This is a genomic window from Pseudomonas sp. R5-89-07 (genome assembly GCF_003851685.1).
Taxonomy (GTDB): Bacteria; Pseudomonadota; Gammaproteobacteria; order Pseudomonadales; family Pseudomonadaceae; genus Aquipseudomonas.
In genome coordinates, this window is record NZ_CP027727.1 from 4,597,988 (window position 1) to 4,624,012 (window position 26,025).

Genomic DNA, 26,025 nt, shown 5'->3' on the forward strand with positions numbered 1-26,025 from the left:
CAAACCCGGTGTCTGTGTACCGGTGTCATTCAGCGTGGCGTGCGCACTACGATCCCTGCCTGGTCCAGTGCCTCGCGCGTGGCTTCCACCAGTTCCAGCGCGCCGGGGGTATCGCTGTGCAGGCAGATGGAATCGAATTCGATAAGCAAGTCTTCCCCTTCGACGGTACGCACCAGGCCGGTCTGACACGCACGCAGGACACGTGCCGCGACAGTGGCCGGATCCAGCGCGCGTACCTTGCGGGTAAATACGATGGAACCGGAGAGATCGTACTCACGGTCAGCGTAAAATTCGCGCACCACCGGTTGCCCCAGTTCCTGGGCAACCTGCCAGATCACCGAATTGGGCATGCAGTACAGCAACAAGGTGGGCTCGACGATCTGCAGGTTTTCCACCAGCAGTCGCGCGGCTTCTTCGTCCCGTGCCAGGTGCATGTACAGCGCACCGTGGGGCTTGATGTGTTGCAGCGTCACCCCCTGCGCGCGGGCAATTTCGCGCAAGGCGCCGAGCTGGTAGAGGATGTCGTCCACCAGTTCCTGGGCCGCCGCGTTGATGTGCCGGCGACCGAAGCCGACCAGGTCACGAAACCCCGGATGCGCGCCGATGCCAACCCCCAGCTGACGGGCGCGCTCGACGGTGCGGCGCATCGTGCCGGGGTCACCGGCGTGAAAGCCGGTGGCGATATTGGCCGAGCTGATGTAGGCCATCAGTTCGCTGTCGACGCCATCACCGATGGTCCAGGGACCGAAGCCTTCGCCCATGTCCGAATTGAAATCCACTGCCTGCATCGAGGTCGCTCCGCAAAGGTTCGTGGCGTCGAAAGTAGGCCGCGGCTTGACCCCTTGGGAAGATCTATTATCAGATAGGCCATCTTCTGAAAATCAGATATCAGGATCACTCCAACGCTCCGCGCGGGAACGATTACCCTCACTGTGGAGAACCGCATGTCCCTCACCCTGCGCCAGGTTCGCTACTTCGTCGCCACCGCCGAAATCGGCCAGATCTCCCAGGCGGCGATTCACCTGAACATCTCGCAATCGGCGGTGACCACCGCGATCAAGGAACTCGAAGCCATGCTCGGCGCGCAGTTGTTCGTGCGCTCGGCCCAAGGCATGAGCCTGACCGACGCCGGACGGCACTTTCTCAACCGCGCCTATGTGATCGTGCGCAGCGTCGACGACGCGCTGAACAGCCCGCTGCCGGACTACCGCGCCAGCGGTGTGCTGCGCGTGGCGGCCAGCTACACGGTGCTCGGGTATTTCCTGCCGCACCATTTGCAGCGCATGGAACACTGGCACCCGGACGTGACCATCGAGGTGTTCGAACAGGAACGCCAAGCCATCGAGCACGGCCTGCTCAACGGCCAGTTCGACATGGCCGTGGTGTTGACCGCCAACCTGACACATCCGGCTATCGTTTCCGAAACCCTGTTCAACTCCGAACGCCGCCTGTGGCTGCCCAGCCACCACCCACTGTGCAACCAGCCGGCGGTGAGCCTCGCCGATGTGGCGCGGCAACCGTACATTTTTCTCACCGTCGACGAAGCCGAACAAAGCGCCATGCGCTACTGGGAACAGGCCGGCCAAACACCCACGGTGCGCCTGCGCACCAGCTCGGTGGAAGCGGTGCGCAGCATGGTGGCCAATGGCAGCGGCGTGGCGATTCTGTCAGACCTGGTGCACCGCCCCTGGTCGCTGGAAGGCAAGCGCATCGAAACGGTAAGCGTGACCGACAAGGTCACCCCCATGAGCGTCGGCCTGGCCTGGCACCGCGAGCGGGATTTCACCCCGGCGATGCAGGCCTTCCGTGATTACTTCCACGATGCGTTCCTCGCACCGCAACAACTGTCGGCCCGCCGCTAAAGCTGGGCCTGCAAGGTCATGGCGAGCCAGTCCATGAACACCCGCACCCGCAGTGGCAGATGCCGTTGCCCGGCGTACAGCAACGACACATCCAGCGCCGGCGCCGGGTATTCGGGCAGCACAGCCAGCAATTCGCCATTGGCCAGTTGCTCACGAATTCCCAGGGCCGGCATCTGCGCCAGGCCGAACCCACCGAGGCACGCAGCCTTGTAGGCGTCGGTGCTGTTGACCGTGACCCGCCCGGCCATCGGCACGCGGTGCACCTTGTTGCCCTGTTGGTACTCGAACCCCGGCGAACGCGCGCCCAGCGGCCGCACGTAATGCACCAGCCGATGCTCGGCCAGGTCCCCCAGCGTGTGCGGCACGCCATGGCGCTGCACGTACGCGGGGCTCACGCAGTTGAGCATCGGCATGCTGCACAGCAGGCGCGCCACCACCGACTGGTCCGGCTGGGCACCGACGCGCAGCACGCAATCGAAGCCCTCGGCCAGCAGATCGACCTGGCGGTCGGTGCTGCTGATTTCCAGTTCGATCAGCGGGTGCAGGTCCATGAACTGCGGCAGGCGCGGCAGGATCAATTCGCGCGCCATCACGTTCGGCATGTCCACGCGAATCCGCCCGGCCAGTTGCGCCTCATCCTGGCGAAACAGCCCTTCCAGTTCCTCCATGTGCGCCAGCAGGTCCTTGCTCCGCTCGTACAGCACCCGCCCGTCCTGCGTGGCCTGGACCTTGCGTGTGGTGCGCTGCAGCAGGCGCGTGCCGAGCAGTTCTTCCAGCGCCTGCACATGCTCGGACACCGTGGAGCGCGGCAGGCCAAGGCGCTCGCCCGCCTGGGTGAAACTCGACAGTTCGGTGACGCGCACGAAGGTGCGCAGCAGCTCAAGTTTATTCATGGGATTGTTCGCCTTATCCGGCCAGTGATTCCGGTATTGCTCTGTTTATCACGTTATGAGCGGACAAATACACTCAGTCCCACACTCACTCACCTGCTCCGAGGACTCCACCATGACCCGTAAGATCGCACTGATCACCGGCGCCAGCCGCGGCCTGGGCAAAAGCGCGGCGCTGCACCTGGCCGCCCAGGGCGTTGATATCATCGGCACTTACCACAGCAAGGCCGATGAGGCGCAAGCGTTAGTGGGGCAAATCGAACAACTGGGCGGCCGCGCTGCCATGTTGCAACTGGATGTGGGCCAGAGCGCGACGTTCGCGGGTTTTGTCAGTGAAGTTACCGACGCGCTCAAAGATGTTTTCGCACAGGATCACTTTGATTTTCTGATCAATAACGCCGGCATCGGCCTGCATGCAAGCTTTGCAGAAACCACCGAAGCCCAGTTCGACCAACTGGTGGCGATCCAATTCAAGGGGCCGTTTTTTCTCACACAGAAGCTGTTGCCATTGATCCGCGACGGTGGCCGCATTCTCAACGTGTCCAGCGGGCTGGCGCGCTTCAGCCTGCCAGGCTACGCGGCCTACGCAGCGATGAAAGGCGCGATGGAAGTGCTGACCCGCTACCAGGCCAAAGAGCTGGGCGCGCGTGGCATCAGCGTCAATATCCTCGCTCCTGGCGCGATTGAAACCGACTTTGGCGGCGGTGCGGTACGCGACAACGCCAACCTCAATGCCATGGTCGCCAACAACACCGCCCTGGGCCGCGCCGGGTTACCCGACGATATTGGCGGGGCGATTGCGCTGCTGCTGGCCGATGGCAGCAAGTGGATCACCGGCCAGCGGATCGAGGCGTCAGGCGGCATGTTCCTGTAAGCGACTGGCGCTTACTGAGGAACCGGGGTCTTGCTGACAAGCCTTTCGCGTATCACGTCATAGCCCCAGTGATACACGTAGGTGTACGGCAGGAAGAACACCAAGACCCCAATGTCGAGGATGAAGGCTTCCAGCAGGCTGATCTTCATCAAGGCGGCAATCAATGGCACCGCCAGCACAATCAAGCCACCTTCGAACAGCAGCGCATGCAGCACCCGCGTCCAGCCGTCGCCGGGCAGTTGCAGGCGCACTTTAAGGCGGTCGAACAGGCTGTTGAAGATGACGTTCCAGCTCAGCGCCAGCAGGCTGATGCCCAGCGTTACCGCGCCCATTTCCAGGGCCGGTCGGCCGGTGATCCAGACCAGCAACGGCGTACAGATCAACAAGGCCAGGCCCTCGAACCCCAGGGCCTGGAAAACGCGTTCAGTAATCGATTTGGTAGGGTTCATGACCCGGCTCCGTGAAGGACGATGGTTGCCATGATTACCCCTTGAGCCGATACTTCATAACCATTAACCATCGACCAAGGCGATACTATGGCGTCCCATGAAGTGCTCCAGGCGTTTGTCCAGGCCGCCACCCAGGGCTCGTTTTCTGCGGCGGCGCGCAAGCTGGGCAAGAGTCAGTCCACCATCAGCGCGGCGGTGGCGAGCCTGGAGATCGACCTGAATGTGGCGCTGTTCGACCGCAGCAGCCGCAAACCGACGCTGACCCCGGCTGGCCAGGTGTTGTTGCAGCGTGCCGAGCAGGTGCTGGAGGCCAGCAGCCGGCTGGAGCTGGCGGCGAGCCAATTGGCCCAGGGCCTTGAGCCGAAGCTGAGTATCGCCATGTCCGATACCTACCAGTCCGACCGCTTCGAGATCGCCCTCAGCGCCTTCGAACAACGCTACCCGGACCTTGAGCTGGAATGCCTGATCGCCGAATGCGAAGACCTGATCGCCTTGGTGCAAAGTGGCCGGGCGCACATCGCATTTATCGAAAAGCAGGAGGTTTACCCGCCCGACCTGACTTTTTCCAGCGTTGAGGAGCGCACGGAAATCGCCCTGTTCGTCTCGCCCAAACACCCGTTGGCGAGCCTGGCCAAGGTTGACCCGCATACGCTGCAGCTGCACCGAGAGTTGCGCTTGGCGAGCATCATCAACCCCAATGAAACCCGTAGCACACAGCGCGTCTGGTCGGCACCGAGCTATTTGATGTTGATGGAAATGGCGCAACTGGGCTTCGGCTGGGCACCGATTCCGCGCTGGCTGGTGGAGCGTTTTGGCGGCGGGCAGCTGGTCGAGCTCAAGGTTCGCAGTTGGCCCCGCTCGGTGGCGGTGGATGCGCTGTGGTCGCGGCAAAGCCCGCCTGGGCCGGCGGGCAGTTGGTTACTGGGCAAGATGCTTGAGTGAGTCAGGGCTCATTGGATTTGAGTTCGGCCAGGCGTTGTTCGAGGAAGCGCTGCTCAGGGATTTGCCGGGTCAGGGCCAGTGCCCGCGCATAGGCAGCGCGCGCTTCATCAACCCGTCCCAACTGCCGGCAAAATTCGCCTCGCGCCGAATGCGCCAAGTGGTAATCCTGTAACTCACCGCGCTGCAAAATGCCGTCTACCAGCGCCAGCCCCGCCAGCGGCCCCTGCCCCATCGCCACGGCCACCGCCCGGTTCAGCTCGATCACCGGCGACGGCACTGCCCTGAGCAAGACATCGTAGAGCCCGACGATCTGCGGCCAGTCGGTTGCCTGCGCACTCGGTGCTTCGGCGTGTACGGCGGCAATCGCCGCCTGCAGGCAATACGGCCCGAAGCGCGGCGTGGTCAGCGCCTGCTCCACCAATGCGCAGCCTTCGGCAATCAAGGACGCGTCCCACAGTGAACGGTCCTGTTCACCCAGCAGCACCAGCTCACCGCCCGCCGAGGTGCGTGCAGGGCGACGCGCCTCATGCAGCAGCATCAACGCCAGCAAGCCCATGACTTCCGGCTCCGGCAGCAATTCCATCAGCAAACGGCCCAGGCGAATCGCTTCGCGGGTCAAGTCCTGGCGCATAAGGTCGGTGCCCGTGGAGGCCGAATAGCCCTCGTTGAACACCAGGTAAATTACCCGTAGCACGCTGTCGAGACGCTCGGGCAGCTCGGCCAGGGACGGCACTTGATAGGGAATTTTCGCGTCGCGAATCTTGTGTTTGGCGCGCACGATGCGTTGCGCGATGGTGGTAGGAGTGGCAAGAAATGCACGGGCGATTTCTTCGGTGCTGAGGTCGCAGATTTCGCGCAAGGTCAGCGCTGCCTGAGCGTCTGCGGCCAGGGCCGGGTGACAGCAGGTGAAGATCAGGCGCAGGCGATCGTCTTCCACCGCTTCGGCACTCCAGTCAGCCGCTTCCAACGCGTCGACCTGCTCCTGCAATAAAGGCGTAAAACGCGCCTGGCGACGCAAACGGTCAATCGCCTTGAAGCGGCCGGTCGACACCAGCCATGCACGGGGGTTATCCGGCACGCCGTCCTGCGGCCAGCGTTGCACCGCAACCAAAAACGCCTCGTGCAGGGCCTCCTCGGCCAGGTCGAAATCACCCAGCAGGCGAATCAGCGTCGCGAGTACGCGGCGTGATTCGCTGCGGTAAAGGGCCTCGACCTGGCGGTTGAGCGTCATCGCGGCAGGTTCAATTCACGCACTGGGCGCACTTCCACACTGCCGACCCGCGCAGCTGGAATGCCGCCCGCCACCTGAATGGCCTCGTTCAAGTCCCTGGCCTCGATCAGGTAAAAGCCGGCGAGCTGTTCCTTGGTTTCGGCAAAAGGCCCGTCCGTGATCGAAAGCTTGCCGTTGCGCATGCGCACGGTGGTGGCGGTGCTTACCGACTCCAGCGGCTCGGCGGCGAGCATGCGACCGCTTTTCTGTATCGCCTCGGCATAAGCGAAACACTCAGTGTCAGCCGGGCTGTCGGGTGAGGTGTGCAACACCTGTTCGTTGCTGTAGATCAGGCACAGGTATTTCATGGCGTTCTCCGGTGTCGGATGACTGACTATAGTTCGCCGCGATCAAGGTTTCAGGTCGAACAGCGCCGTGCCGCTTTGCATATCGAAAGGTGCCGACCAATGCTCATGCACCACCTTCCACTCACCGTTGACTCGCTGATAGCCGGCGGTAACGCGCATCCAGCAGGCCTTCACCTCGCCATCCGGCCCGGCGCCGCCACAATGGGCCAGCCAATGGGCAAACGCGCTGTCTTGAGCCTCCACAATGCGCAACTCGTGAAACTCGAAAATACCGGGGCCGGGGCAATGCTCCATGCACGCCTCCCAGTGCGCGCGGTAGGCCGCCTTGCCTTTGAATTGCAGGGCAGTGACGGCGTCGAACGAGACGATATCGTCGGCGTAGAAGCTGACAATCTTATCGATATCACGGCTGACGACAGCGTGTTTCCATTGCTCGATCAGGCTGTTGATTGCGGTACTCATGGCGATGACTCCTTGGGGTGGGAAAGTACGGAAGACACCCTTAGTCGAACGCGCTCCAGGCAAATCGACAGCCCGCACAAAAATAATTTCGCCTCCCGCAAAAACGCTAGAATCCGCCCCTCTTTGCAGGATTTCGGATATGCCGCCCATGGAAACCCGCCTCGTTCCCTATGAGACGCTGAACGCGCTGCAAAAACAGCAGCTCGACGGCCTGGAAGTGAATCCAGAACAATTGGCGTACTCGGGTGATATCTACTGTGCGCTGAACAGCTTGCTGGTCAATCCCAACCCTGACGCTATCAAAGGCTTCGCCCTGCTCGCCGACGAAGTTCCCGTGGCATTCCTGCTGCTCAAACGCCCGCCTTGCTTGCCCCATTGGGCCGACGAACACAGTGCGACGCTGCATGCGTTGCAAGTCGACAGGCGCCAGCAGGGCCGAGGGTTCGGCAGGGCGTGTCTGCAGGCACTGCCGGCAATGGCAATCCAGGTGTGGCCACGGATCAAGGCGTTGGAGTTGTCGGTCGATAGCGACAATGTGGCGGCGATGGGGTTGTATCTGGGCGCCGATTGGGTGGACAGCGGGGTGGCCTATAAAGGGCGGCTGGGGTACGAGCGACGGTTGACGCTGGCGCTTTGAGGATTCACGAGTGGCTGGCTACACGACCCGGTAGCGGCTGTCTACTGTGGTATCTGACAGCTATTCGAAGGGGTGACATTCATTTTAAATGACGCTCCATCGTTGTCGCTTTGATCATCGCTATCAAGCAGGTATGGCTTCCTACTTTTGAGGAGCACAGATCATGAGCATCCCTTCACAACCTTTGGCCGAGAACACAAACACCGCAGGCAGCAAAGACTTGACCTTCGGCAACACCGACCCGAAAACCGGTGATGCGATTTTTTATGACGTCGAGGGCATCTGCGCTACCAGACCCGATGGGGTGATCATCACCGTCGGCACCACTTACGTCGATAACGTGCCCAACATCGCCCTTGTCAAGACCACGAACGCCGGCGAAACCGATCCAAATCATAGGATCACTCTTATTCCTATGGTTAGCCGCGTAGTCCTCTTCAACCTGACACTCCAACCTGATGGAAAGGCGCTTTTACTGTTTTCACAACGGGACACACAAACGGCTACGATCATGCGTTTCAACGAAGACGGCACCGTTGATACCGCCTTTGGTATCAACGGCGAAACCTCGCTGTCCAAGCCCATTTATGGCGGATTGCTGCCAAGAAGTAGCCTGACGCTTCAAAACGATGGAAAAATCCTGACCGCTTTCAGCGACAACGCCCATAGCTACATTTTCCAATTGGACACTCACGGTACCCCGATCAACTTTGGTAAACCGGAACCCATCACCCTTGAATCGACCACAATCACCTGCCTGATCACCTCCGTTTCGGGGTTCGTGGCAGGCGGTTACCGGGGAAACGATGCGATTGTGCGCGGTTACGATGCGCAGGGCAGGCTTGACTCAGGATTTGGCGTTGAAGGCGAGACAGTCCTGGCGTTTCCCAATGGCGAGCAAAATCTCATCGTCTTGGCCATCGCGCCAGGCCCACAAGGCTTGATCGGAGTGGTTGGCTCCAGCCGGTCTTTCCCGGAGCGAGAATGGAACTTCATTACTTCGCTGCGCAGCGATGGCACGCCCTCTCAAGCATTCAACCAAGGCAAAGCCATTGTCACCGACGGAGATATCGGCGCTTATATCGACTTAGTCTTCCAGAGCGACGGGAAAATGGTTGCGCTGGCTCGGGAGGATGCCAAAGGAAGCAAAGTCCACTTGGTGAGGCATAGCCTGGCGGGCCCCTTGGATCAAACATTTGGAGTTCAAGGCATTGCACAGGCTTACATAGACCCGCAAAGCAGGCCAGTGTCGTCATATGTGAACAAACTCGAATGTGTGCTGCCTGGCGATAAGCTACAGTCCAGCGGCGCTCTTTATGTTTATGGCTATTTTATCGGGCGCTTGCTAAGCGAGTGAGCCACTTGGACGCAGACGCTCCACTGCCCACTCATCCGCCTCCCTGTTTTGAGTGTTCTGGAATGAGTAGGCAGTGGGTGAGTGGAAAGTCCGCTGACCCAGCTTAACTGCGTTCACCCACCGGCAGCCATATTTCCACCGTCCCGGTGCCCTTCCTTCCATCAAAATCAGCGCTATAGCGCTCGAAATCAGCCCCCACCACTTTGTAGCCCGAGTTCGGCAGCCATTCGAACATGATGCGCTCGTAGGTTTGCGCAAGCGCTTGCACCGACCCGTAATGGGGGAATACGGCATAGTTGAGTGGAGGAATTTCAATGGATTGGAAATTGCTCGGCACATCGCCGCGGGTCGGGACTTCAACCCCGGCCAGGTAGTCGAATTCGCCGTGGTGGACGTTGTGGCACACGCCGTAGGTCACGCCGCCGACGCGCTTTTTGATGTCCTTGATACAGCTGTCGAACAACTCCCACAGCTTTGGAATATCGCCCACCGTGGCCTTCGAATAGCGCCCTTGGACGCCTGCGATCACCAAGGCCTTGCCGGCTTCCATGCGTGGCTCCAGCGCTTGTCTTGTCTGCTGATCCATACGAACAGTCTCCTTGTTGTGAGGGATAGAACCCGCATCGAGTATAGGGGCATATCCGCGCCGCACTCCATGCAGAAATTTTTCCTACGTATCTGGACAACTGGCCATCATCGACCGTATTGTCTGCCGCAGGCCACCGCAGTGGCCGACGTCGCTCGGACGGTTCCGGGCGCTTACGTACCTCGAGGCAACAATGGCAGACCAAGGTTCGCCGCGCCGCTTTGCGCGCATAGATCGACTCCCCCCTTACGTGTTCAATATCACTGCCGAGCTGAAGATGGCTGCGCGTCGGCGCGGCGAAGACATCATCGACTTGAGCATGGGTAATCCCGACGGCGCCACGCCACCGCACATCGTGGAAAAGATGGTCACCGTCGCCCAGCGTGAAGACACCCACGGCTACTCCACTTCCAAAGGCATTCCGCGTCTGCGCCGGGCGATTTCGCGCTGGTACAAGGACCGCTACGAAGTGGACATCGACCCCGAGTCGGAAGCCATCGTCACTATCGGCTCCAAGGAAGGCCTGGCGCATTTGATGCTGGCCACCCTGGACCAGGGCGATACCGTGCTGGTGCCCAACCCCAGCTACCCGATTCACATCTACGGTGCGGTGATTGCCGGCGCCCAAGTGCGCTCGGTGCCGCTGGTGCCCGGCGTGGACTTCTTCGCCGAGCTGGAGCGGGCGATTCGCGGCTCGATCCCCAAGCCGAAAATGATGATCCTGGGTTTTCCGTCCAACCCCACTGCGCAGTGCGTGGAACTGGATTTCTTTGAACGTGTAATCGCCCTGGCCAAGCAATACGACGTGCTGGTGGTGCATGACCTGGCCTACGCCGACATCGTCTACGACGGCTGGAAAGCCCCATCGATCATGCAGGTGCCCGGCGCCAAGGACATCGCGGTGGAGTTTTTCACCCTGTCCAAGAGCTACAACATGGCCGGCTGGCGTATCGGTTTCATGGTGGGCAACCCGGAACTGGTCAACGCCCTGGCGCGGATCAAGAGCTACCACGACTACGGCACCTTTACCCCGCTGCAAGTCGCCGCCATCGCGGCCTTGGAAGGCGACCAGCAGTGCGTGAAAGACATTGCCGAGCAGTATCGCCAGCGCCGCAATGTACTGGTCAAGGGCCTGCACGAGCTGGGCTGGATGGTGGAGAACCCGAAGGCGTCGATGTACGTCTGGGCCAAGATTCCCGAGCAGTATGCCGCCATGGGCTCGCTGGAATTTGCCAAGAAACTGCTGCTGGAGGCCAAGGTGTGCGTGTCGCCGGGGATCGGCTTTGGCGAGTACGGGGATGACCATGTGCGCTTCGCACTGATCGAAAACCAGGACCGGATCCGCCAGGCGGTGCGGGGGATTCGCGCAATGTTCCGCGCGGATGGACTGGTAGCAAAAACCGGCGCCTAACCCGGTCAAAAATGTGGGAAGGGGCTTGCCCCCCGATGGCGGTGGGTCAGCAACACATGCAGTGACTGACACTCTACTATCGGGGGCAAGCCCCCTCCCACACTGGATTGGGTTCCCACCTTTGTTGCGTGGTGTGGCTTACACCATCAACGGCAGCAATATGATGAAAATCAGTGCCCGACTCGGTCAAAATGTGGGAGGGGGCTTGCCCCCGATGGCGGTGCATCAGTCACCAGATGCAGTGACTGACACTCTGCTATCGGGGGCAAGCCCCCTCCCACACTGGATTGGGTTCCCACCTTTGTTGCGTGGTGTGGCTTACACCATCAACGACAGCAACATGATAAAAATCAGCACCTGACTCGGTCAAAACTGTGGGAGGGGCTTGCCCCCGATGGCGGTGCATCAGTCACCAGATGCAATGACTGACACTCTGCTATCGGGGGCAAGCCCCCTCCCACACTGGATTGGGTTTCCACCTTTGTTGCGTGCTGTGGCTTATACCACCAGCGACAGCAACATGATGAAAATCAGTGCCCGACTCGGTCAAAATGTGGGAGGGGGCTTGCCCCCGATGGCGGTGCATCAGTCACCAGATGCAGTGACTGACACTCTGCTATCGGGGGCAAGCCCCCTCCCACACTGGATAGGGTTCCCACCTTTGTTGCGTGGTGTGGCTTATACCACCAGCGACAGCAACATGATGAAGATCAACGCCACCACCGACAGGATGGTCTCCATCGCGGTCCAGGTCTTGAACGTTTCCGCCACGGTCATGTTGAAGTACTGCTTCACCAGCCAGAACCCCGCATCGTTGACGTGAGACAGGATCAACGAACCCGCGCCCGTCGCCAGCACCAGCAGCTCGCGGTTAACCCCTGGAATCATACCCACCACCGGCACCACGATGCCCGCGCCGGTAATGGTCGCCACGGTTGCCGAGCCTGTGGCCACGCGAATCACCGCCGCCACCAGCCATGCCAGCAAAATCGGGTTGATCTGTGCGTTCACCGCCATATGGCCGATCACGTCACCCACGCCGCTGGTCACCAGCATCTGCTTGAAGCCGCCGCCGGCACCGATGATCAGGATGATCGCGGCGGTAGGCGCAAGGCTGGCGTCGAGCAGTTTGAGAATCTGCTTGGAGTGGATGCCCTGGCGATGGCCAAAGGTGTACAGCGACAGCAGCAACGCCAGCAACAGAGCGGTGATCGGGTGACCGATCATGTCCATCCAGTTGCGCACCACGTTGCCCTCGGCAAAGGCGATGTCGGCGAAGGTCTTGAGCAGCATCAGGAACACTGGCAGCAGCACAGTAACCAGGGTGATGCCAAAGCTTGGCAGTGATTTGTTATCGGTCTCGCGGGCCAGTTGATCCACCAGTTCCTGGGACGGGTTGCCCGGAATGTACTTGGCGATGAAGGTACCGAAGATCGGGCCGGCGATGATGGCCGTCGGCAGCGCGACGATCAGGCCATACAGAATGGTCTTGCCAATATCAGCGCCAAACACGCCGATGGCCAGCAGCGGACCCGGGTGCGGAGGCACCAGACCGTGCACCGCCGACAGGCCGGCGAGTAGCGGAATACCGATCTTGATCAGCGACACGCCGGTGCGGCGCGCGACGATGAACACCAGCGGGATCAGCAGTACAAAGCCGATCTCGAAGAACAGCGGGATGCCCACCAGGAACGCGGCGAACATCATGGCCCACTGAACCTTTTCCTTGCCGAAGGCACGGATCAAGGTCTGGGCGATCTGATCGGCACCGCCGGATTCGGCCATCATCTTGCCGAGCATGGTTCCCAGCGCGAGGATGATGCCGACAAAACCGAGCACCCCGCCGAAACCGTCTTGGAACGCCTTGATGATCTTGTCCACGGGCATACCCGAGGTCAGGCCGAGAAAGCCGGCCGCGATGATCAGTGCAATGAACGGGTGCACCTTGAATTTGGTGATCAGAACGATCAACCCGATGATAGTGACTACTGCGTCTAGCAGCAGGTAGGACTCGTGGGACATGCCAAACATGGGGGGTCTCTCCTGTTTGTTGTTGTTATTAAAGCGGGTGTTGAACTTCCTGCCGGGGATAGCGCTATCTTTCCGGCAAAAAATTAATGAGTTGGTTCAAAGCCGTGCTTGCGCCACCAGGTATTGGTCTGCGCGGCCAGGTCCTCGACACTGTCTTCGCTGGCGTTGAGGGCCAGGGTCAGCGGCTCGCCCTTGGGCGATTCAAGGGTGGCGAACTGACTGTCGATAAGGCTTGCCGGCATGAAGTGGCCGGGGCGATGGGACACGCGGTCGGCGGCCACTTCACGGGTCAGCTCCAGAAACACGAAGCCCAGCCCCGGCGCAGCTTCGCGCAGGTGGTCGCGGTATTTCTTTTTAAGTGCGGAGCAGGTCAGCACCGGGTGCTCACCGGCCTTGAGCGAACGGCGCAGCTCATCACAGAGGATGTCGAGCCAGCCGGCGCGGTCGTCGTCGTTGAGGGGGTGGCCGGCGCTCATCTTCTCGATGTTCGCGGCGGGGTGAAAGCTGTCGCCTTCAATAGCAGTGGCACCGTTCAGGCGGCACAGGGCCTCGCTGACGCTGGACTTGCCACAGCCGGAAACACCCATGATGACCAGGGCGGTAACAGGTTGACTCATGAAACACCTCAGGACGCAGATAGCGCTACCTTTGCACGCTGTAAGGCTAGTGCAAAAACAGGCTTTTCCCGCGCCGTCTTGTCTTTTTTTATGGAGTGACGCGTGCATCCGCTCCAACGGTTTTGAACAGGATCAGGCAATCCTTCGTTCATGATTTGCAGCCCTTCGGAGACAGCGCTACCTTAGTGCCTCGATTTTTGTTTGGCAAGCCGCCTGATGACCTCCAAGAACGATAAAAATACCCGTACCACGGGACGCCCTACCCTGAACGAAGTCGCGCGCCTGGCCGGCGTCAGCCCGATCACCGCCTCCCGCGCCCTGCGCGGTATCAGTACCGTCGCCGCCGAACTGGTGGAAAAAGTACAGCACGCCGCCGCCGAACTCAGCTATGTGGTCAACCCCGCCGCCCGCGCGCTGGCTTCGGCCCAGAGCCATTCGGTGGTGGTACTGGTGCCATCCTTGTCCAACCTGCTGTTTATCGAAACGCTGGAAGCTATCCACCAGGTACTACGGCCTAAAGGCTTTGAAGTGCTGATCGGCAATTCCCATTATTCGCGCGATGAAGAAGAAAACCTGCTGCGCAACTACATGGCCTACCAACCCCGCGGTTTGCTGCTGACCGGGTTCGACCGCACCGAAAGCGCGCGACGGATGGTCGAGGTCAGCAACGTACCGTGCGTGTACATGATGGACCTGGACCCCAACGCCGGGGTGAACTGTGTGGGTTTCTCGCAATTGGCCGCCGGTGAAACGGCAGCCGCGCATTTGCTGTCCCGTGGGCGCAAGCGCCTGGCCTATATCGGCGCGCAGTTGGACCAGCGCACATTGCTGCGGGGTGAGGGCTTTCGCCGCGCCTTGCAACAGGCCGGCCTGTACGACCCGGCGCTGGAGCTGCTGACACCGCGCCCCTCGTCCGTGGGCCTGGGTGGCGAACTGTTTTTGCAATTGCTCGCCGCCCATCCGGATGTGGATGCGATTTTCTTCGGCAACGACGACCTGGCCCAGGGCGCCCTGCTCGAAGCCATGCGCCACGGCATCAAAGTACCGGAGCGCGTGGCGGTGCTGGGCTTCAACGACTTGCCCGCCTCCTCGTTCATGGTGCCGCGCCTGAGCAGCATCAGCACACCGCGCGAAGCCATCGGCCGGCGTGCGGCGGAGCATTTGTTGACGATCATGGCCGGCAACAAGATCGCCAAACCGGTGGTGGATATGGGGTTTGAGTTGCAGGTGCGGGAGAGTACTTGAAGATCTGCGCTTAGGCGCAAGCCGTTGTCGATCGTTCACGCATGGAAACGATCTTTAAAGGTGAGAGGGGGCTTGCCCCCGATTCAGTGGGTCAGCCACAAATAAGTTGACTGACTCACCGTTATCGGGAGCAAGCCCTCCCACATTTTTTAACCATGCCCACTTGGCCCCTGCTAAATTGACCACTCTCCATCGCCAGGGAAGCACCATGGGACACTCACTGAAAATATTGGGCCGCGCCTCCTCCATCAACGTACGAAAAGTACTGTGGACCTGCCAGGAACTGGGCATCGACTACGTGCGTGAAGACTGGGGCATCGGCTTCAAGCCCACCCAATCCCCCGAATTTCTCGCCTTGAACCCCAATGCCCAGGTGCCGGTGCTGATCGACGACCATGGCGTGCTGTGGGAGTCCAATACCATCTGCCGCTACCTCGTCGGCCTGTATCAACGCACTGACCTGCTGCCCCTCGAACCCGCGCCACGGGCCCGCGTCGAGCAATGGATCGACTGGCAAGCGATCGAGCTCAACCGGGCCTGGGGCGATGCGTTCACCGCGCTGGTGCGGAGCAATCCCGACGGTCTGGACGCGTCACAGATTGCCGCTGCCGTGCAGCGCTGGAACAACGTGATGGGCATTCTGGAGCAACAGTTATCCAAGACCGGCGCTTACGTAGCGGGCGATGAATTCACCCTCGCCGACATCCTGATTGGCCTCTCGGTGCACCGCTGGCAAGTAACGCCCATGCAGCGTCCGCCCTACCCGGCCATCGCCGCCTACTATCAGCGGCTCGCCCAGCACGCGGGCTTCAGAGCCTTCGCTCTTGATGGGCATAATTAAACAAAAGGACGATACCGTGGATGGAATCCGCGTACTCCTCACCGGCGCCTGCGGCAGAATCGGCAAGACCTTTTTCGAGGCGTCGAAAGACCGCTATCGCTTTACCCTCACCGACCGCATCGCGCCGGATTTCGAGCTGGATGAACACCGCTTCATACGCGCCGATCTCAGCGACAAATCCAGCCTTGCCGCGCTGCTCGAAGGCATCGATGTGATCGTGCACCTATCGGGTATCCCCGACCCCGAGGCGACGTTCGACGAACTGCTGCCCAATAATATCCTCGCCACCACCTACCTGTTCGAAGCCGCTGTGGCTGCCGGCGTGCAGCGCCTGGTCTACGCCAGCAGCGCGCAAGCCATCGAAGGCTACCCGGTGGACAGCCAGATAACGCCTGGCATGCCCGTGCTACCGGCCAATCTGTATGGCGTGAGCAAATGCTACGGCGAGGCGCTGTGCGGTTATTACGCCGCCAGGACGCCGCTGTCGACTATCGCCCTGCGCATCGGCGCCTTCGAATCGGCTCAAAGCCACGGCTTGCGCAATGCCCGTGACCTCAGCGCCTGGCTCAGCCCCCGTGATGCCGTGCAACTGCTGCAGCGCGCGGTAGAGACCGAAGGTGTGAAACACTTGATCGCCCATGGCATCTCCAATAACCGTTTCAAGCGGCTGGACCTGAGCGAAACCACGCGTGTGCTGGGCTATCATCCCGTGGATGATGCGTTCCAGACCTTTGAAATCCCCATTACCGACTGAGTTCTCCGGCCATGCCCTCATTCTCTGCCGCAGACGGCATCGACCCGACCCGCGCCGCCCACATCAGCGCACGTATCGACCGCCTGCCCGCCGTCGCCAGCATCTGGCGCCTGGTGGCATTGCTGTCGATCGGCGGTTTTTTCGAGCTGTATGACCTGTTCCAGACGGCCTACATCAGCCCTGGCCTGATCAGCGACGGGATCTTTCACACGGGCAGCGAGGGCGTGTTCGGTTTTTCCGACCAGGCCGCATTCGCCTCGGCCACCTTCCTCGGCCTGTTTCTCGGCGCCAGCCTGCTCAGCCCCATCGCTGACCGTTTCGGGCGTCGGGCAATCTTCACTTTTGCGTTGATCTGGTACACCGTCGCCACCGTGTTGATGGGCATTCAGACATCCGCGCTGGGCATTATCTGCATGCGTTTTCTGGTGGGCATCGGGCTGGGTATCGAACTGGTGACGATCGACGCCTATCTGTCGGAACTGGTGCCCAAGCGCATGCGCAGTTCGGCGTTCGCCTTTGCGTTCTTCATCCAGTTTCTGTCGGTGCCGGCAGTGGCGCTGATGTCATGGTGGCTGGTGCCCCAGGCGCCGTTGGGGATTTCCGGTTGGCGCTGGGTGGTGCTCAGCAGTGCGGTGTTTGCGCTGTTTATCTGGCAACTGCGCAAGCGCCTGCCGGAGTCGCCGCGCTGGCTCGCCCAGAAAGGTCGTTTCGAAGCAGCCGGCACGATCCTGGATCGCCTGGAAGCACGCTGCCTGAAGGATCACGGAAAGCCGCTGGACGAACCGCAACCCGAGGCTGTCAGCGTGCAGGGCAGCGGCCGGTTTGCCGATATCTGGCAACCGCCCTACCGGCGCCGCGCCTTGATGCTGATTGTGTTCCACGTGTTCCAGGCCATCGGTTTCTTCGGCTTTGGCAACTGGCTGCCGGCCTTGCTCTCGGGCCAGGGTGTCAGCGTGACCCATAGCCTGCTCTACGCGTTCATAATCACCCTCGCCTATCCGCTGGGCCCGTTGCTGTTCGTGAAGGTCGCCAACCGTTTTGAAAACAAATGGCAGATCGTCGGCTCGGCCATGGGTGCGGTGATCTTCGGCAGCCTGTTCGCCCTGCAAACCACGGCGCTGGGGCTGATTTTCTGCGGGGTGATGATCACCTTCTGCAATGCCTGGCTGAGCTTCAGTTATCACTCGTATCAGAGCGAATTGTTCCCCACCAATATCCGTGCGCGGGCGGTGGGGTTCTGCTACTCGTTCAGCCGCCTGTCTACGGTGTTCAGTAGCCTGCTGATCGGATTTATCCTCGAACACCTGGGCACGCCGGGCGTGCTGGCGTTCATCGCCAGCAGCATGTTGATTGTGATGATCACCATCAGTTGGTTCGGGCCACGAACGCGCAACCTGGCGCTGGAGAACATCGCTCACTGACGGCAACGGTTGGCCGTCGACGGGACATTATTTGCCGCAACGGCGACTTCCACCCCAATCAAACCGGGCATGTCATGCCCGGCATGCTAATTGCTCCAGCTGTCACACCGAACATTCTCCCAGGTGACCGATCATGCTGGTTAACAACGACACCCAAGCCGCGTCGACCGTCCAACAGCTCAAGCGCTCCGACATGGACCCGGCCAACGCCGCCGCCAGCGCGCTGTACAGCGGCGCCCTGCAAGCCGCGCAGCAAAGTGTGACGGTGCCGGCCGCCCAGAAGGACTTGGACAAGGCGAGCGATCGCATCGATGAAGCCTTCGCCAAAACCCGTGTGCAACTGCAGGCCTCGGCGTCGACCTCCGGGGCGCGGGCTGAACTGACCGAGTACATGAGCAAATCGCCTGCCGAGCGCATCCGCGAACAGTTGCTCAAGGAGCAGGGGTTGACCGAGGAGCAAGTGCAGGCCCTGCCGCAGCAACAGCAGGACGCGATTGCCAAGCAAGTGGCGGAGCGCCTGAAGGAACAGCAACAGCAGCAGGTGGCGGCCAAAACGGCCGCTCCCCAGGCTGAGGCGATAAAGGAAACCCTGGCTGCGATCTAAGCCAAACCGCGAAGCCAATGTGGGCGCTGGCTTGCCTGCGCCCACATTGCGCTACTGCAGTTGCAACGTTGAATTGAACTGACTGATCGCATCCACCACATGCCGCGAGCCTTCCTGAATCTCCAGGATCACCTGCCCTGCTTCGTTCGCCAGTTCCACCCCCAGCCCCGTGCGGCTCAAGCTCGACTGCATGCTCGACACCGCGCTCAGCGACAGGTCGTGGTTCTTGCGCACCACGTCGACAATTTCCACCGTGGCCTGGCTGGTGCGCGCCGCAAGGCTGCGCACTTCATCGGCCACCACCGCAAAGCCACGCCCATGCTCACCGGCCCGCGCCGCTTCAATCGCGGCGTTGAGCGCAAGCAGATTGGTCTGCTCGGCAATGCCGCGGATGGTCTGCACGATGGTGCCGATAATGTCCGATTGCTTGCTCACTGCATCAATACTTTGCGCGGCCTGGTTCAGATCATCGGACATGGCCTGGATGGTCTGCACCGTTTGCTGCACCACCTGCGAGCCCTTGCGCGCGCAGGCGTCGTTTTGTACCGAGGTGGCGTGAGCCGAGTCGGCGGCGCTGCGCAACGTGGTGACCTGCTCGGTGATGTCGCTGGCGAACTTCACCACTTTGTACAAGCGCCCATTGGTATCGAAGATCGGGTTGTAAGAGGCTTCCAGAAACAGGGTCTTGCCGTACTTGTCTTTGCGTTCGAAGCGATGCGAGTGATATTCGCCGCGATTGAGCGAGGCCCAGAACGCCTTGTACGCGGGCGACTCCACGTCGCTGCGATGGCAAAACAGGCTATGGTGCTGGCCGATGATCTCCTCGCGTGAATACTTCACGGTGCGCAGGAAGTTGTCGTTGGCATTGAGGATCTGGCCTTGCGGGGTGAATTCGATCACCGCCATGGAACGCCCGATCGCGTCAATCAGGCTTTGATTCTCGTGTTCATGGTGGACGCGCGCAGAGATATCCGACGCGACCTTGATCACACTGTGCACCTGCTCATCGCTGTCGAGTACCGGCATATAGCTGGCTTCCAGCCAGACTTCCTCGCCGCGCTTGTTAAGGCGCATGAACGTGCCACTGAGCGCCTCGCCGTGCGCCAGGTCGCGCCACAATTTGCCGTAGGCCTCGGTGTGGGTATAGGCCTCGTCGCAAAACAGGCGGTGATGCTTGCCACGTATCTCCTCGACGCTGTAACCCATGGTTTTGCAGAAATTGTCGTTGGCGTCGAGGATCACGCCATGGCTGTCGAACTCAATCATTGCCATGGAACGGCTGATGGCGGCGAGCTTGGCGTTGGATTCGGTGAGGGCCGAGGAAAAACGTTCGATTTGTTGCAGGTCGGATTTGTGGTGGAGATTGAACATGGTCAGATCACCCTTGGGTCCCGGCGCCGGGACGGCGCATTCCATTCTTCAACTGCATGCTGCTGGCAAACTTTCATGGGCACATAACCCTTCGAATGCTTTGTACGCCAAGCATCGTTAACGGTTCTGGGTGAGCATAGACAGGGCTTGGCGCTATGCAAGGCCACTACTCAGCCAGCATTGCCAACAAAGCGCGGGCTGCGGCGCAAGGCGCTCGAGCAGGCGAGCCGACCAAGGCGAACTCGCGGTGTATCGGCACGCTCAAGGGCAGCACATGCAAGCCCTGGCGCTGGACCGGCAAGGTCATTTCCGGCACCAGGGTCACGCCGACACCTTCGCGCACCAGGCTGAAAGCACTGCTCCACTCACGCACTTGCACGCGCACATCGCGCAGCACCAGCCCGGCGTCGACACCCAGACTGCGGGCGTTGACGGTGCAGCCGCCGGTGGCTAGCACGAAGGGCTGCTCCAGCAACTGCGCAAGGGTCACCGTGGCCTGCTGCGCCAACTCATGCCGGGCCGGGACCACCGCCAGCCAAGTGTCCCGTCCCAGTAGCGTGGCGTTACGCTCGGTTCCGGGATTGAGCACCACGCCCAGGTCGATAAGGTCGGCGTCGAGCAAGGCATTCACTTCGTTGTCAGTGACTTCAAGGGTGGTGACCGCAATGCCCGGATACAGCTGCGCAAACCGCTGCAGCCTGGGGCTCAGAAACTTCGCCAGAACCTGGGGGAAACAGGCGATGCGCAGGCTCCCACGCAGCGCGGGCCTGGCTTCCTCCACGCGGCAGCGTATCGCCTGCAAGGCGCCGAGCATCACCCGTGCCTGTTCGAGCACACTCACGCCCAAGGCGGTGGGCAAGGTCCTGCGCGGCTCGCGCGTGAATAGTTGTGCCCCCAGCGTGGCCTCCATGGACGCCATGGCCTGGCTGGCGGCGGACTGGGTCATGCCCACCCGCTCGGCAGCGGCGGTGATGCTGCCGTGATCGGCCACCGTCACCAGCAAACGCCAATGCATCAGGTTCATCATGGCAGTAGCTGTCCTTATGGGTGAGGTATGAAGGATTAATTTTACTCACGGTGTCACGCCCGCGAGACTGGCGCAAATCCTACACAGAGGCCCTGCATGAAACTGTACTTTTCGCCCAATGCCTGCTCGCTCGCCCCCCATATCGTCCTGCGGGAGTTGGCCCTGCCCTTCGACCTGGTACGCGTGGACAACCAGGCCAAGATTACGGCCGACGGCGCGGACTTCCTGCAGATCAACCCCAAGGGCTACGTGGCGGCACTGCAACTGGACAACGGCCAGGTGCTGACCGAAGCCAGCGCGATCCTGCAATACCTCGCCGACCTGCAACCCAATTCCGGTCTGGCCCCGGCCAACGGCAGCTGGGAGCGCGTGCGCTTGCAGGAATGGCTGAATTTCATCGCCAGCGAAGTGCATGGCGGGCTGGCCGTGTTTTTCAACCCTGCGATACAGGGCGAGGTGCGAGCGATGTTCCAGGCCACGTTGTTCAAACGTTTTGCGGTGCTGGTGCGCACGCTGGAGCGGCAGGACTACCTGCTGGGCGCGCAGTATTCGGTGGCGGATGCGTATCTGTACGTGGTGCTGCGCTGGGCGGCGGTTCATGCGATCGAGCTGGCGCAGTGGCCAGCGTTGGCGGCGTTTGAGCAACGGGTGGGCGAGCGGCCCGCCGTCATTGCGGCCCTGGCAGCGGAAAACCCATGAGCGAGCCGCTAATCAAGCGCTGGCGAGGGAGCGGCTCCCTCGCCACAGGGCTTATGGCCCCTTGAACACAACTTGCTGCACATCGATCTTTTTCGGGATCAAGCCGTTGGCGAAAAACAGGTCGGCGGTGCGTTGCTGAGTGGCGACGTCGCTCGCCTGCAGCGGCCGTATCGGCTCGGGCGAGCGGTGCTCGAAGTAGCGCTTGACCACGGCCGGTTGCAGGCCCAGGGTCTTGGCCATCAGCGCGATGCTGTCTTCGGGTTGGTCGAGCGACAGACGCTGCGCTTTGGCGAGGGTTTGCAGAATGGTGGCAATCGCCTGGGGGTTTTGCCTGGCAAATGCGCTGCTGGCCACAAAGAAACTGCCGGCCGGATTGAGGCCTTCGCCGGTGCCCAGCACGCGCGCGGCACCGTCGACCACGGCGGCCGAGTAGTACGGGTCCCATATCACCCAGGCGTCCACCTTGCCTTGCTCGAACGCGGCGCGCCCGTCGGATGGCGACAGGTACACCACGTTCACGTCCTTCCACTGCAAGCCGGCACGCAACAGGCTCTTGAGGAATAGATTGTGCGAACTGGAGCCCTTGAGCAGCGCCACGCGCTTGCCCTTGAGCTCAGCCACGCTCTGGATCGTACTGGTTTGAGGCACAAGGACGGCTTCGTTCTTGCCCTCATTGGGCTCGACGGCGATGTATTGCAGCTCGATACCCGCGGCCTGGGCGAAAATGGGCGGGATGTCGCCGATATTGCCGATGTCCAGGCTGCCGGCGTTGAGCGCCTCGATCAGCGGCGGGCCGCCGAGGAATTCGGTCCACTGCACCTGGGTGCCGGGCAGCGCCGCTTCGAAGAGCTTGTGCTCACGGGCAAGCACCATGCTCACCGAGCTTTTCTGATAGCCGATGCGCAGCGTGGCGGGGTCGGCGGCCAGTGCGTTTGCGGCGACCAGCGAAAGTATGGCGACGGCAATTATCTTCAGCATCAGAGCGCTCCCTTGACCTTGGCGGCGATGTCCGTCGGCAGCCATGGCTGCCAGACCTGCGGTTGTTCCTTGAGGAATGCCAGCGCCACTTGGCGCGGTGGCAGGCGCTTCTCGCTCATTTGCGCCAGCGTGCTGTTGAGCAGGTCAATCGGCAGGTCCACTTTTTCAAAGAATGTCACCAGTTGGGGATACTGCGCCTTGAACGGCGCCGACACGCCAATCGCCAAATGCGCCGGTAACGAACGCGTGCCGATCGGATGGGGGTTGTTGGCGTCCGCCAGGGTTTTCCAGGCTTCGGCGTTGAACGCTGGCTCCTCCAATTTGACCAGTTTGAACCGCCCCAGCAGCGGCGTGGGCGACCAGTAGTAGAACAGCACCGGCTTGCCGCGACGGATCGACGACGCCACCTCGGCGTCCAAGGCAGCACCTGAGCCGGTGCGGAAGTTGACGAAGCTGTCGGTCAGCCCATACGCCTTGAGCTTCTGGCTGTTGACGATCTCCGAGGTCCAGCCGGTGGGGCTGTTGAGAAAGCGTCCACGGCTTGGGTCTTCCGGGTCGCGGAACACATCCTTGTAGCGCGCCAGGTCGGCCACCGATTTGAGGTCCGGCGCCAGAGGCTTGATGCCGCGCTCGGCATCACCCTTGATCACATATTCCGGCACCCACCAGCCTTCGGTGGCGCCCTTGACGATGTCACCCAGGCCGAACACTTTGCCTTCGCCTTCGGCCTTGACCCACGCCGGACTGCGCCCGGCCCATTCCTCGCCGATCACCTGGATATCATCCTTGGCCAGGGCCGCTTCCAGGCTCACGGTGCTGCCGGGCAGCGTGTCGGTCGGCAAGCCGTAGCCTTTCTCGACGATCAGGCGCAGCACCTCGGTGATCAGGCTGCCGCTTTCCCAGGTAATGTCGCCGAAGTGGATCGGTTTAGTCGCCTCGGCCGCTGGCGCGGGTTGGGCCAGCAGGCCTAGGGCCAGCAGCGAACCGCCGAGCAGGTGTTTGAGTGTTTTCATGTAAAGCCTCGTGATGAGTGCAGGCGGCGTAGCGCCTGCGCCGAATAGTCGCTGACCGAGCGCTGGGAAATGCCCAGCTCGGCGGCTATTTGCGGGTAGGTCAAACCGTTGAGTCGCGAGAGCAAGAAGGTGGCCTTGACCTTGGCGGGCCAGCCGTCGAGCCACTGGTCAATGGCCTGCAAGGTTTCCAGCTGCTGGGCCAGCGCTTCGGGGGATGGCGTGCAGCTGGCGTCGTCGTGATCCAGGCCGTTCAGGTAAGCGCGCTCCAGGTCGCGGCGGCGCCACAGCTGGTACATCAGGCGCTGGGCGATGGTGGTGAGCAAGGCGCGGGGCTGGCGGATCGGCAGTGCATCGGATGAACGCAAAAGCTGGACGAACGCGTCGGCAGCAATGTCTTCGGCGTGAGCACGGGAATCGAGTTGGCGGTGCAAACGGCTGCACAGCCAGGCGTAGTGACTGTGGAACAATCCGCCCACGTAGTCGCGGTGAAAAGTGTCGGCGCCGGACATAGTTGGCTCCATTTGGGTAGGTTGCACGGTATGTCCGGTGTTCCGGTGGAGCGATCCTAACAAGCCCTCTTATTCTTTAATAATATTTAAAATTCATCTCTATATAACTTTATATAAGGACAGGATAGCCGCTGTTTTCGGCCTGCTGTTGGTAGTCCAGCAGCACGCGGTAATCGTCCTGGCTCGCTGCCAGCACGGCTTGCAAGCCCAGCGTTTCAGCCACATGCGGTAGATCGCGCAGCGCGAGGTTCATCGCTTCGCGGATCTGCCCCAGGCGCTCATCGCTCAAACCCCGAGAACCGATATAGGGCAACGTCGGGCTCGGTGCGCTGCGCGTGACGATGCGCAGCCCAGCCACTTCGGCGGGCGCGAAACGGGCCAGGTAATCAAAGGTAACGCTGTCGATGGCGGCCAGGTCGGCGCGGCCTTCGCGCAGCCAGCGCAGGCTTTCGCGATGGGCGCCGCTGATACCGACACTGGCGAAGAAACGCCCCCCGCGCTGCAACGGCGCCAAGCACTCGCGCAGCAGGTTCATGCCACTGTTGGAATCATGGCCATTGATCACCCCCCGGCTGTCGTAGAACTGTTCAAGGCGGGTACGCGGGTTGTCTTCGCGGGTCAGCAGCAGGCTGCAATGCTCGCCATCGCGGCTATGGGCCAGTTCATAGCGGGGGCGGCCGATGACCCGGACCTGGCCGCGCAGTTGGGTCACCAACGGGTAGCCACAGGTTTGCGCGACCAGCAATTCGGGGGCCAGCCACAGGCTGTGCAGGTCCAGGTGGTCAGCGCGGCGACGCGTCAGGCCCAATCGCTCAAAGATGCGTTCCAGCCACTGCTGGTTGGCCTGCCGCACCTGCTCCGGCGCGATATACATCAGCAACTCGGCGTAGTGCTCACTCATGCTCGTTTCTCACGCAAAGGGATGCCGGGGGCTGTCGATGGCCTTGACGCCGTAACGACTGAGCAACTGGCCGTAGCCCTGCACAAGAAAACCGCCACTGCGCGCCACCCACTGTTCACGCCGCGCACGGTACACCGTGGGCAGCACATACCAGGGCAGCTTCGGCAAGTCATGGTGCACCAGGTGCAAATTGTTGTTGAGGAACAGCCAGCTCCACGGCCACGACGCCTCATTGAGTACGGTGCGTCGTTCCGGCTGCGGGTGCGGGCGATGTTCATAGTAGGAACGGATCGAGGCCAGGGACAAGGCCGGCACCGTCACCAACAGCACGTAATGCCAGACCGGGAGTGCGCTGAAATGGGCAATAAAACCCAGCATCAGGCAGGTGACTGCACCGTGGGCCAACCACATCGGCCATGCGTGCGGCAGGCGTTGCCACTCATGACGGGCCAATCGGCTGATCGCCAGCGGCGCCGCCAGCAGGAAACGGCCCAGCAGGGTCTTGGTCAACCAGTGCACGCCGCGCTCGAATAATGAGCTGCGGTCCCACTGCTGCTGATTGAGGTAGCGGCTTTCCGGGTCGATGCCCGGCAGGGTCAGGTCCTCGTCGTTGTGGTGCAGCAGGTGGCTGTCTCGATACAGGGTGTAGGGGTACCACACGGCAAACGGCGCGTAGCCGAGCAGTTTGTTCAGCCACAGGGAGCGGGTGGGATGACCGTGGAGCAATTCGTGTTGCAACGACAACCACAAGGTCACCAACGGGATCAGCAACAGCGTGCTCAGCCATACGCCGAGCCAGGCGCTGGCGAGTATCACCGCGAACCAACCGGCATAGATGCCGATCAGCAGCAGCCACGTCGGCCATTCGCTACGCACGGTAAAGCCTTGGCAGAGGGCTTCGATTTCGCGGCGGTGGGTCGTATCCAGATAGTTGGCCATCGAACGCTCAGAGCAGGTGTTTATCAC

General features: G+C 61.3%; 28 protein-coding genes and 1 pseudogene. 12 read left to right on the forward strand and 17 right to left on the reverse strand.

All coding sequences use genetic code 11. The features are described 5' to 3' along the window. Positions 1-29: 29 nt before the first annotated feature. Positions 30-788 carry a 5-oxoprolinase subunit PxpA gene (locus tag C4J94_RS20965; RefSeq protein WP_124387877.1) on the reverse strand — a complete coding sequence of 253 codons (759 nt, stop codon included), beginning with the start codon at positions 786-788 and terminating at the stop codon, positions 30-32. Between the two features lie 156 nt (positions 789-944). Between C4J94_RS20965 and C4J94_RS20970 the strand changes: the two genes are divergently transcribed. Continuing rightward, positions 945-1,862 carry a LysR family transcriptional regulator gene (locus tag C4J94_RS20970; protein WP_124387878.1) on the forward strand — a complete coding sequence of 306 codons (918 nt, stop codon included), beginning with the start codon at positions 945-947 and terminating at the stop codon, positions 1,860-1,862. Here C4J94_RS20970 and C4J94_RS20975 read toward each other — a convergent pair. After that, positions 1,859-2,755, reverse strand: coding sequence for a LysR family transcriptional regulator (locus C4J94_RS20975; RefSeq protein WP_124387879.1), 897 nt, complete (start codon positions 2,753-2,755; stop codon positions 1,859-1,861). The two genes, C4J94_RS20970 and C4J94_RS20975, sit on opposite strands and share 4 nt — an antisense overlap. Before the next feature lie 112 nt (positions 2,756-2,867). On the opposite strand from C4J94_RS20975, the gene C4J94_RS20980 reads away from it, so the two are divergent. Then, the gene (locus C4J94_RS20980) at positions 2,868-3,626 is read left to right on the forward strand and encodes an SDR family NAD(P)-dependent oxidoreductase (protein ID WP_124387880.1); all 759 of its coding nucleotides are present in this window, start codon (positions 2,868-2,870) and stop codon (positions 3,624-3,626) included. Between the two features lie 11 nt (positions 3,627-3,637). Here the strand turns inward: C4J94_RS20980 and C4J94_RS20985 are convergent, their stop codons facing one another. Further along, a complete protein-coding gene (locus tag C4J94_RS20985) occupies positions 3,638-4,075 on the reverse strand; it encodes a multidrug/biocide efflux PACE transporter (protein ID WP_124387881.1) in 438 nt (145 codons plus the stop codon). Between the two features lie 87 nt (positions 4,076-4,162). On the opposite strand from C4J94_RS20985, the gene C4J94_RS20990 reads away from it, so the two are divergent. Further along, positions 4,163-5,017 carry a LysR family transcriptional regulator gene (locus C4J94_RS20990; protein ID WP_124387882.1) on the forward strand — a complete coding sequence of 285 codons (855 nt, stop codon included), beginning with the start codon at positions 4,163-4,165 and terminating at the stop codon, positions 5,015-5,017. Between the two features lies 1 nt (position 5,018). Here the strand turns inward: C4J94_RS20990 and C4J94_RS20995 are convergent, their stop codons facing one another. Genes C4J94_RS20995 through C4J94_RS21005 form a run of 3 tightly spaced genes read right to left on the reverse strand, consistent with a single transcriptional unit; the run spans position 5,019 to position 7,057 of the window. After that, a complete protein-coding gene (locus C4J94_RS20995) occupies positions 5,019-6,248 on the reverse strand; it encodes an RNA polymerase sigma factor (RefSeq protein WP_124387883.1) in 1,230 nt (409 codons plus the stop codon). Continuing rightward, on the reverse strand, positions 6,245-6,595 hold the full coding sequence (locus C4J94_RS21000) for a YciI family protein (protein ID WP_124387884.1): 351 nt from the start codon (positions 6,593-6,595) through the stop codon (positions 6,245-6,247). The genes C4J94_RS20995 and C4J94_RS21000 overlap by 4 nt, the downstream gene beginning before the upstream one ends. Positions 6,596-6,637: 42 nt before the next feature. Beyond that, positions 6,638-7,057, reverse strand: coding sequence for a nuclear transport factor 2 family protein (locus C4J94_RS21005; protein WP_124387885.1), 420 nt, complete (start codon positions 7,055-7,057; stop codon positions 6,638-6,640). A 148-nt stretch (positions 7,058-7,205) separates the two neighbouring features. Between C4J94_RS21005 and C4J94_RS21010 the strand changes: the two genes are divergently transcribed. Continuing rightward, positions 7,206-7,694 carry an N-acetyltransferase gene (locus C4J94_RS21010; RefSeq protein WP_124387886.1) on the forward strand — a complete coding sequence of 163 codons (489 nt, stop codon included), beginning with the start codon at positions 7,206-7,208 and terminating at the stop codon, positions 7,692-7,694. Positions 7,695-7,857: 163 nt separating this feature from the next. Continuing rightward, complete coding sequence (locus C4J94_RS21015; protein WP_124387887.1) at positions 7,858-9,051, forward strand: delta-60 repeat domain-containing protein; 1,194 nt, start codon at positions 7,858-7,860, stop codon at positions 9,049-9,051. Between the two features lie 103 nt (positions 9,052-9,154). Here the strand turns inward: C4J94_RS21015 and C4J94_RS21020 are convergent, their stop codons facing one another. Then, complete coding sequence (locus C4J94_RS21020) at positions 9,155-9,637, reverse strand: GyrI-like domain-containing protein (protein WP_124387888.1); 483 nt, start codon at positions 9,635-9,637, stop codon at positions 9,155-9,157. 193 nt (positions 9,638-9,830) lie between these two features. On the opposite strand from C4J94_RS21020, the gene alaC reads away from it, so the two are divergent. Then, positions 9,831-11,048, forward strand: coding sequence for an alanine transaminase (gene alaC / locus C4J94_RS21025; RefSeq protein WP_124387889.1), 1,218 nt, complete (start codon positions 9,831-9,833; stop codon positions 11,046-11,048). A gap of 678 nt (positions 11,049-11,726) precedes the next feature. On the opposite strand, the gene C4J94_RS21030 is transcribed toward alaC, so the two are convergent. Both C4J94_RS21030 and C4J94_RS21035 read right to left on the reverse strand, forming a co-directional pair. After that, positions 11,727-13,079: a GntP family permease gene (locus tag C4J94_RS21030; protein WP_010208235.1), complete on the reverse strand. Its 1,353-nt coding sequence runs from the start codon at positions 13,077-13,079 to the stop codon at positions 11,727-11,729. Positions 13,080-13,162: 83 nt separating this feature from the next. Beyond that, on the reverse strand, positions 13,163-13,696 hold the full coding sequence (locus tag C4J94_RS21035; RefSeq protein WP_124387890.1) for a gluconokinase: 534 nt from the start codon (positions 13,694-13,696) through the stop codon (positions 13,163-13,165). 213 nt (positions 13,697-13,909) lie between these two features. Here C4J94_RS21035 and C4J94_RS21040 point away from each other — a divergent pair, with 213 nt between their 5' ends. The 5 genes from C4J94_RS21040 to C4J94_RS21060 all read left to right on the forward strand — a co-directional run bounded on the left by C4J94_RS21040 (position 13,910) and on the right by C4J94_RS21060 (position 18,561). After that, entirely contained in the window at positions 13,910-14,941 is a 1,032-nt protein-coding gene (locus C4J94_RS21040; RefSeq protein WP_164485622.1) for a LacI family DNA-binding transcriptional regulator, read from the forward strand. A 208-nt stretch (positions 14,942-15,149) separates the two neighbouring features. Continuing rightward, the gene (locus C4J94_RS21045; protein WP_124387892.1) at positions 15,150-15,782 is read left to right on the forward strand and encodes a glutathione S-transferase family protein; all 633 of its coding nucleotides are present in this window, start codon (positions 15,150-15,152) and stop codon (positions 15,780-15,782) included. A gap of 16 nt (positions 15,783-15,798) precedes the next feature. Then, positions 15,799-16,536: an NAD(P)-dependent oxidoreductase gene (locus C4J94_RS21050; RefSeq protein ID WP_124387893.1), complete on the forward strand. Its 738-nt coding sequence runs from the start codon at positions 15,799-15,801 to the stop codon at positions 16,534-16,536. Positions 16,537-16,547: 11 nt separating this feature from the next. Next, positions 16,548-17,957, forward strand: a complete 1,410-nt coding sequence (locus C4J94_RS21055; RefSeq protein ID WP_124387894.1) for an MFS transporter — start codon at positions 16,548-16,550, stop codon at positions 17,955-17,957. A 133-nt stretch (positions 17,958-18,090) separates the two neighbouring features. Next, positions 18,091-18,561 (forward strand): hypothetical protein, encoded by a 471-nt coding sequence (locus C4J94_RS21060; RefSeq protein ID WP_124387895.1) that lies wholly within the window; start codon positions 18,091-18,093, stop codon positions 18,559-18,561. Between the two features lie 51 nt (positions 18,562-18,612). On the opposite strand, the gene C4J94_RS28175 is transcribed toward C4J94_RS21060, so the two are convergent. The 3 genes and pseudogenes from C4J94_RS28175 to C4J94_RS21070 all read right to left on the reverse strand — a co-directional run bounded on the left by C4J94_RS28175 (position 18,613) and on the right by C4J94_RS21070 (position 20,959). Continuing rightward, on the reverse strand, positions 18,613-19,038 hold the full coding sequence (locus C4J94_RS28175) for a methyl-accepting chemotaxis protein (RefSeq protein WP_372240904.1): 426 nt from the start codon (positions 19,036-19,038) through the stop codon (positions 18,613-18,615). 117 nt (positions 19,039-19,155) lie between these two features. Next, positions 19,156-19,977 (reverse strand): annotated as a pseudogene (locus tag C4J94_RS28180) (PAS domain-containing protein); the annotation flags it as partial. A 121-nt stretch (positions 19,978-20,098) separates the two neighbouring features. Further along, a complete protein-coding gene (locus C4J94_RS21070) occupies positions 20,099-20,959 on the reverse strand; it encodes a LysR family transcriptional regulator (protein WP_124387897.1) in 861 nt (286 codons plus the stop codon). A gap of 96 nt (positions 20,960-21,055) precedes the next feature. Here C4J94_RS21070 and gstA point away from each other — a divergent pair, with 96 nt between their 5' ends. Beyond that, positions 21,056-21,658, forward strand: a complete 603-nt coding sequence (gstA, locus tag C4J94_RS21075; protein WP_124387898.1) for a glutathione transferase GstA — start codon at positions 21,056-21,058, stop codon at positions 21,656-21,658. Between the two features lie 51 nt (positions 21,659-21,709). On the opposite strand, the gene C4J94_RS21080 is transcribed toward gstA, so the two are convergent. The 5 genes from C4J94_RS21080 to C4J94_RS21100 all read right to left on the reverse strand — a co-directional run bounded on the left by C4J94_RS21080 (position 21,710) and on the right by C4J94_RS21100 (position 25,998). Next, positions 21,710-22,636: an aliphatic sulfonate ABC transporter substrate-binding protein gene (locus tag C4J94_RS21080; RefSeq protein ID WP_124387899.1), complete on the reverse strand. Its 927-nt coding sequence runs from the start codon at positions 22,634-22,636 to the stop codon at positions 21,710-21,712. After that, positions 22,636-23,649 carry an ABC transporter substrate-binding protein gene (locus C4J94_RS21085; RefSeq protein WP_124387900.1) on the reverse strand — a complete coding sequence of 338 codons (1,014 nt, stop codon included), beginning with the start codon at positions 23,647-23,649 and terminating at the stop codon, positions 22,636-22,638. The genes C4J94_RS21080 and C4J94_RS21085 overlap by 1 nt, the downstream gene beginning before the upstream one ends. Continuing rightward, positions 23,646-24,158, reverse strand: a complete 513-nt coding sequence (locus C4J94_RS21090; RefSeq protein ID WP_124387901.1) for a sigma-70 family RNA polymerase sigma factor — start codon at positions 24,156-24,158, stop codon at positions 23,646-23,648. Before C4J94_RS21090 ends, C4J94_RS21085 begins: the two co-directional genes overlap by 4 nt. A gap of 109 nt (positions 24,159-24,267) precedes the next feature. Then, positions 24,268-25,059, reverse strand: coding sequence for a phosphate/phosphite/phosphonate ABC transporter substrate-binding protein (locus C4J94_RS21095; RefSeq protein ID WP_124387902.1), 792 nt, complete (start codon positions 25,057-25,059; stop codon positions 24,268-24,270). A 9-nt stretch (positions 25,060-25,068) separates the two neighbouring features. Then, positions 25,069-25,998 carry a fatty acid desaturase gene (locus tag C4J94_RS21100; protein WP_124387903.1) on the reverse strand — a complete coding sequence of 310 codons (930 nt, stop codon included), beginning with the start codon at positions 25,996-25,998 and terminating at the stop codon, positions 25,069-25,071. Between the last annotated feature and the right edge of the window lie 27 nt (positions 25,999-26,025).